The sequence below is a fragment of the Candidatus Pelagibacter sp. genome, assembly GCF_052046145.1.
In the GTDB taxonomy this organism is placed as follows: Bacteria; Pseudomonadota; Alphaproteobacteria; order Pelagibacterales; family Pelagibacteraceae; genus Pelagibacter.
In genome coordinates this window covers 423,906-434,988 of the sequence record NZ_JBNGZR010000001.1, presented here as the reverse complement: position 1 = coordinate 434,988, position 11,083 = coordinate 423,906, and the positions used below count along the sequence as shown (strand labels likewise).

Sequence of the window (11,083 nt, the reverse complement as noted above, 5' to 3'; positions counted from 1 at the left end):
GAAAAACGTCAATAAAATTAAAATAGGACTAAATGAGTTACCCAAAGAAACATAGAGGCCGAAGAAAACAAGGGTCTAAAAAAAGAAGAGCTAAAAGAAAAAATAAGAAGAAATAATTCTTCTGCTATTCTTTAATCCAACCACCACCAAGCACTTTGTGGCCAAACTGGTCTTTACGATAAAAAACACATGCCTGACCAGGCGAAATACCATCTTCAGGAATTGCTAAATTAACTTTAGCATTATTGTTATCTATAAGATCAACTTTTGCTTCTAGAAGACTTCCAGTAGATCTAACTTTAACAAATAAATTTTGATCTAAATCCTCTTTGTTAGTTAATAAATTTATTTCCTTTAAAGAAATTGTTTTTTTTCCAAGTTTTTCTTTAGGTCCAACGATTATTTCATTTTTATCCGAATTTATCTTTAACACATAAAGAGCTTCTTTATCTGAAACTTTGATTCCTTTTCTTTGACCAATTGTGAAATTAATAATTCCATCATGAACACCAATTACCTCACCGTTTAAATTTTTTATATTTCCTTTCTGAAAGGAGTCTGGTCTGAACTTTTGTATTACTGAAGCATAATCACCATTTGGCACAAAACAGATATCTTGACTATCGGGTTTATCTGCAACGTTTAAATCAAGATTTTTTGCAATTTCTCTAGTTTTGTCTTTTAACATTCCACCTAAGGGAAATCTTAAATAATCTAATTGTTCTCTAGTTGTGTTGAATAAAAAATAACTTTGGTCTCTATTTTCATCTATTGCTCTATACATGTTTGTAGTTTTATTTTCTGTAATACTTTTTACATAATGGCCCGTAACTAACGCATCCGCTTTGAGTTCTTTTGAAACTTCAAATAAGTCTTTAAATTTTACAGTTTGATTACACTGAACACATGGAATTGGAGTTTCACCTTTTAAATAACTCTCAACAAAATTATCTATAACACCTTGTTTAAACTTATCTTGATAATATAAAATTTTATGATCTATACCTAACTTATGTGCAACACGTTTAGCATCCATTATATCTTGACCAGAACAACACTGTTTAGACGCAGCTACTTCTTTACCATCATCATAAAGTTTTAAAGTTATACCAATTACATTATAACCCTCCTTTTTCATAATTCCTGCAACAGTGGAAGAATCTACTCCACCCGACATTGCAACAACTACGGTGGTATCTGAAGGTTTTTTATCTAAACCAATAGAATTCAAATCTTTATTCATAAGGTGGTATTTATACTTATTTACAATATAAGTTAAATTAAATGATTTTAGATTATGAACCAGGTGACAAAGTCACTAATCCTCAAAAAAAAGAATGGGGAATTGGGCAAGTGCAATCTATAATTAACGATAAAGTGACAGTTAATTTTGAAAATGCTGGAAAAAAAGTGATTAATGCAAAAAAAGTTGAATTAAAAAAATTAGGAAAATGAAGATGAACTTAAAAGAGATTGTTGAAAATTTAATTGATAATTTTTTAGAGGCTGGAGATTTAGCTATACAATTAAGAAATAAGGGTTTGATAAAAAAAATAAAATCAGACAATACACCGGTAAGTAATGGTGATTTAGAAGTAAATAAATTTATATCAAAAAAAATTTCTGAGGTTACTCCAACTTTACCTATCATTTCAGAGGAAACCTCTGAAAATAAAGATAACCTAAATTTAAAAGATTTCTGGCTGGTTGATCCTATTGATGGAACATATGATTATATTAATAATTTAGAAGAATTTACTATTAATGCTGGTTTGATTATTAATAATAGACCTGTTGCTGGATTAATAAATGCTCCAGCAAAAAAAAGAATGTTTTACTCATTTGAAAAAGGTAATGCTTTTGAGTTTAGCAATGGTAAAAAAATAAACTTAAATAATTTACCTACTAAAGAAACAGATAATTTAAAATTTATTTCGTACTCAACTAAAATAAAGCCTGAAATTCAAAAAATTTATGATGATTTAGGAGTAAAAGAAAATACTAAAATGAAAAGTTCTTTAAAATTCTGTGTCGTTGCTGCTGGTGAATACGATGGTTATGTTGCTGAACCCAGAGCATATGAGTGGGATATAGCAGCTGGTCATGCAATTTTAGAACATTCAGGTGGAACTGTGACTGATTTTGAGGGAAATGAAATTTTGTACGGTAAAAAAGATTTAAAAAATCCAAGTATAATTTTGAAAAATAAAAATATTTTATAATGGATGAACAATTAAGAATAATATTAATAATTATTGTTTCAGTATCAATTTTTGGATTGTTAGTATTTGTGTTCGTAAAAAATTACATAAGAAATAAAATAAATCAGCTTGTTAAAGAAGAAAAAGATAAAAATTCAAAGTAGATTTATTATTTTTAGATATTCATCTTTTTCTATATCCATTACCTTTTTAGATGTTTCAAAATCAAATCCATTTCTTGCAAGTAGAGATATATCTTTTTTGTAAAATAAAGTTCTATTATCTTCTGCTCTTGCTGGACCAATTCTTTTTTTTTTACATAATTTTATTGCCGAAAAAAAATCCTGATCAGAATTATCTTTCTTAATTTTTTCAACTGTATCTTTGATAAATGTTTCATTAATCCCTTTTCCAATTAAATAATTTCTAATTTTATTAATTGAGTTTCCTCTTTGAATCATACTTTTAGCTTTACTTTCAGAATAAAATTTATCATTTATAAATCTGTTTTTTTCTAGGTCAGACAAAACAATATCAATCAATTTATTTACATCTTTTTTTCTTACATCAGATGCTGATAGTTTCATGTATTTTTTTAGTAAATAAGTTTTGAGTTGTTGTTTTGAAGGAGCATACTTTTCAACATAAGCAAAGGCAAAATTACGCATCTCATCGACAGTTACTTGAAGTGTTTTTTTTCTATTTCTTATAGGAATCATTGTTAGATTTAATATAATATATCTAAATGATTGAACAAATTTATACTTATTTCACAATTGAGACACTTTACATGTGGATCAACCTTGGAGTTCTACCTTTTTGGTTTATCTTGATAGCGTTTCCTCAATCACATTTAAGTAGAATTTTTGTAACATCAATTTTTCCTTTTTTCATATTAAGTGGTGTTTATATTTTCATTTTATATAAATCTTATTTAATTGGTTATGATTTTGATGGAAATTTTTCCCTTTATCTTGGTCTTAGTGAGCTATCTAGATTGTTTGAAGACCATTTATACATAATGATATTTTGGACTCATTTCATAGCAATAAATTTATTTATTGGTGGTTGGATTGTTAAGGATTCTCAAAAATTTTCTATAAACAAAGTTTTGATGGCTGTGCCATTAATTGTGACTTATTTAATTGGTCCTATAGGTTTAATTTTATATTGGATTATTAGAATCTTTTACGCAAAAAGAGTTAGTTTATATGAGTAATCATGTAGATTTTTATTTTGATATAATTAGCCCTTATGCATATATCGCACACAAAAAAATTCTTAAACATAAAAATATTACATTTAATTACAAACCAATTTATTTAGGAGGTCTTCATAAGCTAGCTGGAATTGATTCTCCTGCATTTAATAAATATAAACTAAGAAATAATATAAATGATTGCAACCTGGTATCTGAAAAAAATAATATTGAATTCAAATGGAATTCTAATTTTCCAATAAATTCTTTAAATATAATGAGAGGATATATTAGTGTTAATAAGGATAAGCAAAACGATTACTTGAATTGTTTTTTTGATGCTTATTGGAAAGATAATCATGACTTATCAAATGTTGAGAATATGTCTAAATTAATAAGGGATTTAAATATTGATAGTGAAAAATTTTTTCAATCTATAAAAGAACAATCAGTTAAAGATAAATTAATTGAATTAACTACTGATGCTTTTCAAAAAGAAGTTTTTGGAACTCCAACCTTTATAGTCAACGATAAAATTTTTTGGGGACAAGATAGACTTGAATATGCTTTAGAAGAATTAAATGCTAATTAAATTATTTTAAATTTGCTGCTAGCTAAAGAGCCAAACCCACCGTCAATATGTGATACTTTTTGATATCCCATATCTTTTAATGATTTTACGGCTAAAGCTGATCTAACACCTCCAGCACAAAATAAAACAAATTCTTTATTTTGGTCTATTTGTCCATTTTGAAGTACTGGACTATTAGGATCTAAATATACTTCAAGCATTCCTCTTGGGATATGACTTGCTCCTTCAACGCTTCCTGTATTTTCTAGTTCATTACTTTCTCTAATGTCGATTAGATTACAATTTTTATCTTGGACCATTTGATAAGCTTCATCCGTATTGATTGTCTTAATCTCTTTTAAAGTTTCGCTAACTAGAGTTTGTAATGATTTAATGACCATAATATTATAAAACGTATAACACATTATGAAAAAATTTTTTATCAAAATATGTAAATTTTTAGGTTATGAAATTTTAGATCAAAATCATTTTTCGTCACCAACATTAGGAAAGGAATTAAATGAAGAACTGTCGATTTTGAATGAAAAATCTATAGTTTTACCTTTGGGTGAAGTCAAAATTACAAAAAAAGTAAATTCAATATTAATTGTTCTAAGGATGAATACAGATATTGAAATTTGGGATCAAAATAGGAGAAGGTTATTTGAATATCCAAAAATTGAATATTCTAAAAGATCATTAAATTCACTTATAAGATCAATTAATTTTTTAAAAAAGAAACACCCCACTATAAATGTTAAAACAATAATTGTTGATGATAATTCAAGTACTGAAAACCTTAATATAGTTAAAAAAGTAATTGATGGATATAATATAGAGATAATCAATTTAGATTACTCAAAATATGAAAAGAAAATATCAGAACAAAAAAATAAAGAAACTTTTGCAAATCTTGCAAGTTTACTTCAAAGTTTTGAGATTGGAAAAGATACTGGTGATGACTTAATTTACTTTGTTGAGGATGATTATTTACATTTTGAACCAATGTTGGAAGAAATGGTGGCTTCTTATGAAAGAATCGCATCACAACTAAATAAGGATATTTTTATGTGTCCATCTGATTATCCTTATCTTTACATGAATAATGAAAAAACAAATGTTTTGATTGGAAATAAACGTCATTGGAGAACTGTAGATAAAACACTATGTACCTTCCTGACAAATAAAAACTTATTAAATAAATATTGGGATAACTTTTATAAGAATTGTCTAGACAGACATGATCCATTTGAAAAATATTTAAATGAAATTTATTCAAAAGAAATTTGTATTTCTCCCTTAAAAAGTTTATCAATACATCTAACAAATATTAACTCAAGTTACGGCTTGTCACCATTAATTGATTACAAAAAACTTTGGGAGGAGAACGAAATAAATGATTAAAGAAAACACAAAAGCACCAATTTTTAAATTACCATCTACAAATAAAAAAGAATACTCCCTTAAAGAATCAATAGGAAATTATGTGATTATTTATTTTTACCCTAAAGATGATACTCCAGGGTGTACGATTGAAACAAATGATTTTAATAAATTACTTCCAAAATTTAAAAAGTTGAACTGTGAAATTCTGGGTATTTCTAAAGATAATTTAAAAAGTCATAATAAATTTAAAGATAAATACAAAATTAAATTTGATTTACTTGCTGACGAAGAATTAAAAGTGCTTAAAAAGTATAAAGTTTGGGGCAAGAAAAAATTTATGGGCCGTGAATTTATGGGAATAATCAGATCGACTTATTTAATCGATAAAAAAGGCAAAATACTTAAAGTTTGGGATAAAGTTAAAGTAAAAGACCATGCTAAGGAAGTATTAAAAACTCTGCAAAATATTATAAAAAAATAAAAAAAAAGACCCCTTATTTCTAAGGGGCCTTTTCTTAACTAACTAGAGAGAGAGATTATAGTTAATTCTTTTTATTAGAGGCTCTTCAATGAGATAACGACATGGAGATCGAAGAGCCTCTATATTACATGCAATTAGTCACGTATTGCGTATGCTATTACTCCTGTTTCAGTTACGTCAGTACCTTTGGCTTCAGCCTCTTTACTTAGTCTAATTCCAAAAGTAGCTTTCATAGCAGAGAACACGATGTATGACACCACAAATACAAAAATGTTAATTGATAGCACACCAATTAATTGTGCACTAAACGATGCATCGGTATTTGTTAATGGCACAGCTAATGTTCCCCATATTCCAGCAAACATGTGAGCCGGAATTGCACCTACTACATCGTCAAGTTTGAAGCTAAAAAGTAGTTTAGTTCCAAATACAACAATTAAACCACCTACAGCTCCTATGAAAATAGCTGCTAAAGGCGATGGTGCTAATGGTTCAGCTGTTACTGCCACAAGACCACCAATTGCTCCGTTTAACATTTGAATAACATCAGTTTTACCAAACATTAATCTTGTGATTATTGCAGCAGCCATTACACCACCAGCAGCAGCAAGATTAGTGTTAATAAAAATACTTGATACAGCAACTGCATCATCAAATGTTCCTATAGCAAGTTGAGATCCACCATTGAATCCAAACCAACCCAACCACAGGATGAAAACACCAACTGTTACTAATGGAATTGAAGAAGCAGCAAAAGGTCTAATAGCTTTCGCTTCACCTTTACTACCAAATCTTCCATATCTAGCACCTAACAACATAATACCAGCTAAAGCTGCTGCACCACCTGTTGAGTGAACTAGTGTTGAACCAGCAAAATCAGAGAAGCCTAGTTCTGCTAACCAGCCTCCGCCCCATTGCCAACCCATAACGATTGGATAAATAATTCCAGATAAGATAGCTGCAAAAAGAAAGAAGGGCCAAAGTTTTACTCTTTCAGCCATCGCTCCTGAACAAATTGAAACTGTCGTTGCACAAAAAACCATTTGAAAATACCAGTCAGATCCATCAGCATATCCAGTATCAACTGAACTTGCATCAGACCAAGGTGTGAATGTTCCAATATATCCACCTTCAGGTATTCCATATGCTAAGTTATATCCAAACAACCAAAACATAATTCCGGCAATTGAGTAAAGACCAATGTTTTTTGCACAAATTACAGAAACACTTTTGGAAGTTACCATTCCAGATTCTAGCATTGCAAAACCTGCTGCCATGAACATGACCATGAAACCACACATTAAAAATAGAAGCGAGTTAAATATCGCTTGAACTTCAGCAGAAACTGTTGTCTCTGCCATACCCGCAGTGCTCATGTTTAATAAAAATATTAAACTAAGAATTGGTGCGGACATTTTTTTTATAAATTTAGTCATAAGACCTCCACTTGTTTAAGAGGTGTTTTATAGTTTTAATAAAATTTTAAAGTAACGCTGATTAGGAAAAGTGGCTATGCATTTTTTGCATATAGTAACAGCCCTGAACGTATTTTAAAACGTTAGGGCTGTTAAAAAAAAATATTATCTGTTGAATACTTCTTTTAAAGCTTTGGCTGGTAAGAATTTTACCTTTTGAGAAGCAGCAATTTGTATCTGCTCACCTGTTCTAGGGTTTCTTCCAACTCTTGCTTTTCTCTTAGCTACTTTGTACGTACCGAACCCAGCAATTTTAACTGAATCATCACCTTTTAGAGCATCTAAAATAGTGTTGGTAATTGTATCAAAAGTTCGCTCAGCATCTGCTTTGCTCAAATTTAATGAGCCAGAAAGCTTTGCAATTAGTTGTTTTTTGTTCATTTTAGCTCCGGTTTTGTTGGTTGATATTTATACTTGTCATAAACGTTGATAAATCAAGCTTTTTTTTAGTGCTTAGTTATCTAAAACACACAACATCTTGTAAAAACTTAAATAAATGTTGAATTTATTGACTTTTTTAAACTTTTAGAATGTGAATTATCTAAATAAACCCAGGTCTTTTAGATCATTAAATGTGGTGAAAAACATTAATGATAGCAACAAAAACAATCCGATTCGAAAAAAACCCTCCTGAGTTTTTTGAGATAAAGGCCGGCCTAGAACTTTCTCAAATGCATAAAACATTAAATGTCCTCCATCTAACATTGGTATTGGAAATAGATTAATAAGCCCTAAACTTATTGAAATATAAGCCATCATACTGATAAATGCCAACACTCCAAAGGTTGCAACTTGTCCAGAAATTTTAGCAATTCTAATTGGGCCTCCCAATTGAGAAGTATCAGCTTTACCTAAAATCATACTTCCGATGTATTTAAGTGAGGAAACACTTACAAAATAAACCTCATAACCTGCGTGATATAAAGCCTGAGCAGGTCCTAATTTAACATGGTTAACTTTATTATTGTAAGCCCCAAGCTTAATACCAACCATTCTTTTATTAATTTTATTTCCCAATCCATCATCACCTTCAACAATATTGGGTTTTATTTTTAATATTAATTCATCATAAGATCGCTTAACTTTAAAATTTATAAAATCACCAGTAGACATTGTGATAAACTTAGAAACTTCCATAATGCTTTTAACTTCATTGCCGTCTATTTCTAAAATTATATCCTCAGCTTTTAGCCCTCCTACCATTGCAGGACTATCTTTTTGAACTTCATTAATGACTGCGGGAGTAAAATCTTTTCCTATAAACGTATATATTGAAAAAAATATTATTAAAGCTAGTAAGAAATTAGCTAAAGGACCACCAAATACAATTAAAACTCTTTGGTACAAGGGTTTTAAGATAAATAATTTTTCCCTTTCCTTTTCATTATATTTTTCTAAAATTTCTTGATGATCTGCTTGTGAATAAACATTCCTATCCCCAAAAAATTTTACATATCCGCCTAGAGGAATTGCACATATTTTCCATCTTGTACCTGATTTATCATTCCAACCAAATAACTCTTTACCAAAACCAATTGAAAAATCTGTAACACCTACTCCATATTTTCTTGCAAAATAGTAGTGTCCATATTCATGTATAAAAACGACCACTAAGATAAGTATTAAAAATGGGACGATATAACTAAGCATGATCTAAATATATTATTATTTACAATTAACTCAATAAGCTAAAATGCCTTATTATCACTAGATTTTATAATTTAGTTTAAATTTTGATCATTAATACTGTATAATATATTTATGCCATCATTTGATGTAATAAGTAAAATTAATTATCAAGAATTTGATAATGCCTTAGCTAATTGTTTAAGAGAAATCAGTAATCGTTATGATTTTAAAGGGCTTCATATTTCAATTGAGAGAAAAGATAAATCAGTCACTACTAATGCGCCTGATGAATTAAAATTAAAGCAAGTAAATGAATTATTACAAACCCATTTAGTTAGAAGAAAAATAGATCCAAGGATTTTAGAAGTTAAAAGTTCTGAAGGAGCGTCAGGAGGATCTATTAGACAAGTCAGTGAATTAAAAGAGGGAATTAGTCAAGAAAATGCTAAAAAAGTTATTGCTGATATCAAAAAACTAAAACTTAAAATTCAAATTAAAATCCAAGGCGATGAATTAAGGGTAGATGGCAAAAAAAAAGATAACCTTCAAGAAGCTATCGCTGCAATCAAAGCAATTGATATTGGGCTTCCAATTGATTTTGTTAATTTTAGAGACTAATTAAACTTTTTGAATTAGGGATGCGCTATTATTAGTAGGCTTATTAACATCTTTTGAAACTTCATGAAAAATCAAATTAGGAATTTTACGTTCTTTTAAAAATGTAGAGCCTTGTAATTCTAAATTTAAATAACGATTAATATCAGCTTGATTTAAAATAACTGGTTGTCTATGGTGAATTTCATTTATGTTTTCTTTTGCTTCCTCTGTAATTAAACAGAACTGATCGTTTTCAAAGATACCAGCAAAAAAAATAGGATTTGTGTCTTCACGAGCAAAATAATGAGGAGTTTTTTCTTTCTCTTCTCTTTTCCATTCATAAAAACCATCTGCAACTGCAACACATCGATTGTTTTTAATCAATTTTTTAAATGAAACCTTTTCATCAATAGTCTCAAGTCTTGCATTAATTAAAGATTTAAAATCTTTGTCCTTAGCCCATCCTGGAACCAAACCCCATTGTAGATTTTCTAAAGTATTTCCATTTTTATATTTTTTTATTACAGGCAGTTTTTGATAAGGATGAGCATTATAGTTTTCGCTATCGTCAACCTGAATCGCAGATTTAACTAGTTTGCTTGTTTTCGTTACTGGATTTTTTATTACGTATCTGCCACACATATTAATAATCTAAATTTATTTTAATTAACTAGTTTCTTTTCGTAATTGTTCGATTTTAATTTTTTTTTGTAAGCTTCTATTTTTATCATATAAAAGATTAAATTTAATTTTACTATTTGTTCTTATGATAATTGATTTAGCATTTCTTACTTCTAAATTATCTGCAACAGCACTGATTGGTCGTTTAGATGGATTTAAATTTTTTATAAGTATTTTTGATTTATCATTTACAATTTTACCTTTCCATCTTCTTGGTCGGAAAGCGCTAATAGGCGATATAGATAATTTTTTTGAATGCAAGCTTAATATAGGTCCATGAACAGATAAATTATAGGCTGTGCTTCCGGCAGGTGTAGATACTAAAACTCCATCGGAAACTAATTTTTTTATTATTTGTGTAGAGCCTTGTTTTATAGATAGATAAGCTGCTTGTCTACTTTGTCTAAGTACAGAAACTTCATTAATTGCTATAGATTTTTTAATTTGATTTTTCTTATTTTTAACTGTCATTTCTAATGGAGATATTGAAACTATATTGGCTCTTAATAAATTTTTTATAATATTTTTTTGTGAAAATTTGTTCATGAGAAAACCATAATTTCCAGAGTTAATTCCATAAAAATTTTTTTTTAAATTTTTATTTTTCTTTAATGTTTGAAGCATAAAACCATCTCCACCAATAACAATTGTAAGGTTTTCTTTTTTAAATTTATGAGATTTGATTTTTTTTAATAATAAATTTTTAATCTTATAGGATTTTTTATTTTTATCAGAAATGATCTGAAATTTAGTCATTTAGTGGTGCCCTCGGCCAGACTCGAACTGGCACTCCGCAAGCGGCAAGGATTTTAAGTCCTTTGTGTCTACCAATTTCACCACGAGGGCATTAATGAATTTCATGAG

General features: G+C 28.8%; 16 protein-coding genes and 1 tRNA gene. 8 read left to right on the top strand and 9 right to left on the bottom strand.

What is annotated here, in order from left to right; translation table 11 throughout:
- Window positions 1–124 precede the first annotated feature (124 nt).
- Window positions 125–1,243: a tRNA 2-thiouridine(34) synthase MnmA gene (mnmA, locus tag ACTT88_RS02245; RefSeq protein WP_440907748.1), complete on the bottom strand. Its 1,119-nt coding sequence runs from the start codon at window positions 1,241–1,243 to the stop codon at window positions 125–127.
- A 41-nt stretch (window positions 1,244–1,284) separates the two neighbouring features.
- Between mnmA and ACTT88_RS02240 the strand changes: the two genes are divergently transcribed.
- The 3 genes from ACTT88_RS02240 to ACTT88_RS02230 are packed head-to-tail and all read left to right on the top strand — an operon-like array spanning window position 1,285 to window position 2,365.
- Window positions 1,285–1,455, top strand: a complete 171-nt coding sequence (locus ACTT88_RS02240; RefSeq protein WP_440907747.1) for a DUF3553 domain-containing protein — start codon at window positions 1,285–1,287, stop codon at window positions 1,453–1,455.
- Window positions 1,456–1,457: 2 nt separating this feature from the next.
- The gene (locus ACTT88_RS02235; RefSeq protein WP_440907746.1) at window positions 1,458–2,222 is read left to right on the top strand and encodes a 3'(2'),5'-bisphosphate nucleotidase CysQ family protein; all 765 of its coding nucleotides are present in this window, start codon (window positions 1,458–1,460) and stop codon (window positions 2,220–2,222) included.
- Window positions 2,222–2,365: a hypothetical protein gene (locus ACTT88_RS02230; protein ID WP_179850730.1), complete on the top strand. Its 144-nt coding sequence runs from the start codon at window positions 2,222–2,224 to the stop codon at window positions 2,363–2,365. The genes ACTT88_RS02235 and ACTT88_RS02230 overlap by 1 nt, the downstream gene beginning before the upstream one ends.
- Here ACTT88_RS02230 and ACTT88_RS02225 read toward each other — a convergent pair.
- Entirely contained in the window at window positions 2,357–2,920 is a 564-nt protein-coding gene (locus ACTT88_RS02225) for a regulatory protein RecX (protein ID WP_440907745.1), read from the bottom strand. The two genes, ACTT88_RS02230 and ACTT88_RS02225, sit on opposite strands and share 9 nt — an antisense overlap.
- Window positions 2,921–2,946: 26 nt before the next feature.
- Here ACTT88_RS02225 and ACTT88_RS02220 point away from each other — a divergent pair, with 26 nt between their 5' ends.
- Together ACTT88_RS02220 and ACTT88_RS02215 are read left to right on the top strand one after the other, a co-directional pair.
- The gene (locus tag ACTT88_RS02220) at window positions 2,947–3,420 is read left to right on the top strand and encodes an ABA4-like family protein (RefSeq protein WP_440907744.1); all 474 of its coding nucleotides are present in this window, start codon (window positions 2,947–2,949) and stop codon (window positions 3,418–3,420) included.
- Window positions 3,413–3,991 carry a 2-hydroxychromene-2-carboxylate isomerase gene (locus ACTT88_RS02215; RefSeq protein ID WP_440907743.1) on the top strand — a complete coding sequence of 193 codons (579 nt, stop codon included), beginning with the start codon at window positions 3,413–3,415 and terminating at the stop codon, window positions 3,989–3,991. The genes ACTT88_RS02220 and ACTT88_RS02215 overlap by 8 nt, the downstream gene beginning before the upstream one ends.
- Here the strand turns inward: ACTT88_RS02215 and ACTT88_RS02210 are convergent.
- Window positions 3,988–4,371 carry a rhodanese-like domain-containing protein gene (locus ACTT88_RS02210; RefSeq protein WP_440907742.1) on the bottom strand — a complete coding sequence of 128 codons (384 nt, stop codon included), beginning with the start codon at window positions 4,369–4,371 and terminating at the stop codon, window positions 3,988–3,990. The two genes, ACTT88_RS02215 and ACTT88_RS02210, sit on opposite strands and share 4 nt — an antisense overlap.
- 25 nt (window positions 4,372–4,396) lie before the next feature.
- On the opposite strand from ACTT88_RS02210, the gene ACTT88_RS02205 reads away from it, so the two are divergent.
- Together ACTT88_RS02205 and bcp are read left to right on the top strand one after the other, a co-directional pair.
- Complete coding sequence (locus tag ACTT88_RS02205) at window positions 4,397–5,374, top strand: glycosyltransferase family 2 protein (protein WP_440907741.1); 978 nt, start codon at window positions 4,397–4,399, stop codon at window positions 5,372–5,374.
- Window positions 5,367–5,837, top strand: coding sequence for a thioredoxin-dependent thiol peroxidase (gene bcp / locus ACTT88_RS02200; protein WP_440907740.1), 471 nt, complete (start codon window positions 5,367–5,369; stop codon window positions 5,835–5,837). Before ACTT88_RS02205 ends, bcp begins: the two co-directional genes overlap by 8 nt.
- Before the next feature lie 134 nt (window positions 5,838–5,971).
- Here bcp and ACTT88_RS02195 read toward each other — a convergent pair whose 3' ends face one another.
- The 3 genes from ACTT88_RS02195 to rseP form a co-directional block, all read right to left on the bottom strand.
- Complete coding sequence (locus ACTT88_RS02195; protein ID WP_440907739.1) at window positions 5,972–7,273, bottom strand: ammonium transporter; 1,302 nt, start codon at window positions 7,271–7,273, stop codon at window positions 5,972–5,974.
- Window positions 7,274–7,417: 144 nt separating this feature from the next.
- Window positions 7,418–7,693, bottom strand: a complete 276-nt coding sequence (locus ACTT88_RS02190) for an HU family DNA-binding protein (protein ID WP_023853992.1) — start codon at window positions 7,691–7,693, stop codon at window positions 7,418–7,420.
- A gap of 156 nt (window positions 7,694–7,849) precedes the next feature.
- Entirely contained in the window at window positions 7,850–8,962 is a 1,113-nt protein-coding gene (rseP, locus tag ACTT88_RS02185; RefSeq protein WP_440907738.1) for an RIP metalloprotease RseP, read from the bottom strand.
- 111 nt (window positions 8,963–9,073) lie between these two features.
- Between rseP and ACTT88_RS02180 the strand changes: the two genes are divergently transcribed.
- Window positions 9,074–9,559, top strand: coding sequence for a YajQ family cyclic di-GMP-binding protein (locus tag ACTT88_RS02180; RefSeq protein ID WP_440907737.1), 486 nt, complete (start codon window positions 9,074–9,076; stop codon window positions 9,557–9,559).
- On the opposite strand, the gene ACTT88_RS02175 is transcribed toward ACTT88_RS02180, so the two are convergent.
- From ACTT88_RS02175 to ACTT88_RS02165, 3 genes are all read right to left on the bottom strand, one after another.
- Complete coding sequence (locus ACTT88_RS02175; RefSeq protein WP_440907736.1) at window positions 9,560–10,180, bottom strand: SOS response-associated peptidase; 621 nt, start codon at window positions 10,178–10,180, stop codon at window positions 9,560–9,562.
- Window positions 10,181–10,204: 24 nt separating this feature from the next.
- Entirely contained in the window at window positions 10,205–10,975 is a 771-nt protein-coding gene (locus ACTT88_RS02170; RefSeq protein ID WP_440907735.1) for an NAD kinase, read from the bottom strand.
- Between the two features lie 4 nt (window positions 10,976–10,979).
- A tRNA-Leu gene (locus ACTT88_RS02165) sits at window positions 10,980–11,065 on the bottom strand.
- Between the last annotated feature and the right edge of the window lie 18 nt (window positions 11,066–11,083).

What these genes read in the sequence shown, in the direction of transcription:
- mnmA (WP_440907748.1), bottom strand. Translation starts at nt 1,243, where the DNA reads ATGAATAAAGATTTGAATTCTATTGGTTTAGATAAAAAACCTTCAGAT.
- ACTT88_RS02240 (WP_440907747.1), top strand. Translation starts at nt 1,285, where the DNA reads ATGATTTTAGATTATGAACCAGGTGACAAAGTCACTAATCCTCAAAAA.
- ACTT88_RS02235 (WP_440907746.1), top strand. Translation starts at nt 1,458, where the DNA reads ATGAACTTAAAAGAGATTGTTGAAAATTTAATTGATAATTTTTTAGAG.
- ACTT88_RS02230 (WP_179850730.1), top strand. Translation starts at nt 2,222, where the DNA reads ATGGATGAACAATTAAGAATAATATTAATAATTATTGTTTCAGTATCA.
- ACTT88_RS02225 (WP_440907745.1), bottom strand. Translation starts at nt 2,920, where the DNA reads ATGATTCCTATAAGAAATAGAAAAAAAACACTTCAAGTAACTGTCGAT.
- ACTT88_RS02220 (WP_440907744.1), top strand. Translation starts at nt 2,947, where the DNA reads ATGATTGAACAAATTTATACTTATTTCACAATTGAGACACTTTACATG.
- ACTT88_RS02215 (WP_440907743.1), top strand. Translation starts at nt 3,413, where the DNA reads ATGAGTAATCATGTAGATTTTTATTTTGATATAATTAGCCCTTATGCA.
- ACTT88_RS02210 (WP_440907742.1), bottom strand. Translation starts at nt 4,371, where the DNA reads ATGGTCATTAAATCATTACAAACTCTAGTTAGCGAAACTTTAAAAGAG.
- ACTT88_RS02205 (WP_440907741.1), top strand. Translation starts at nt 4,397, where the DNA reads ATGAAAAAATTTTTTATCAAAATATGTAAATTTTTAGGTTATGAAATT.
- bcp (WP_440907740.1), top strand. Translation starts at nt 5,367, where the DNA reads ATGATTAAAGAAAACACAAAAGCACCAATTTTTAAATTACCATCTACA.
- ACTT88_RS02195 (WP_440907739.1), bottom strand. Translation starts at nt 7,273, where the DNA reads ATGACTAAATTTATAAAAAAAATGTCCGCACCAATTCTTAGTTTAATA.
- ACTT88_RS02190 (WP_023853992.1), bottom strand. Translation starts at nt 7,693, where the DNA reads ATGAACAAAAAACAACTAATTGCAAAGCTTTCTGGCTCATTAAATTTG.
- rseP (WP_440907738.1), bottom strand. Translation starts at nt 8,962, where the DNA reads ATGCTTAGTTATATCGTCCCATTTTTAATACTTATCTTAGTGGTCGTT.
- ACTT88_RS02180 (WP_440907737.1), top strand. Translation starts at nt 9,074, where the DNA reads ATGCCATCATTTGATGTAATAAGTAAAATTAATTATCAAGAATTTGAT.
- ACTT88_RS02175 (WP_440907736.1), bottom strand. Translation starts at nt 10,180, where the DNA reads ATGTGTGGCAGATACGTAATAAAAAATCCAGTAACGAAAACAAGCAAA.
- ACTT88_RS02170 (WP_440907735.1), bottom strand. Translation starts at nt 10,975, where the DNA reads ATGACTAAATTTCAGATCATTTCTGATAAAAATAAAAAATCCTATAAG.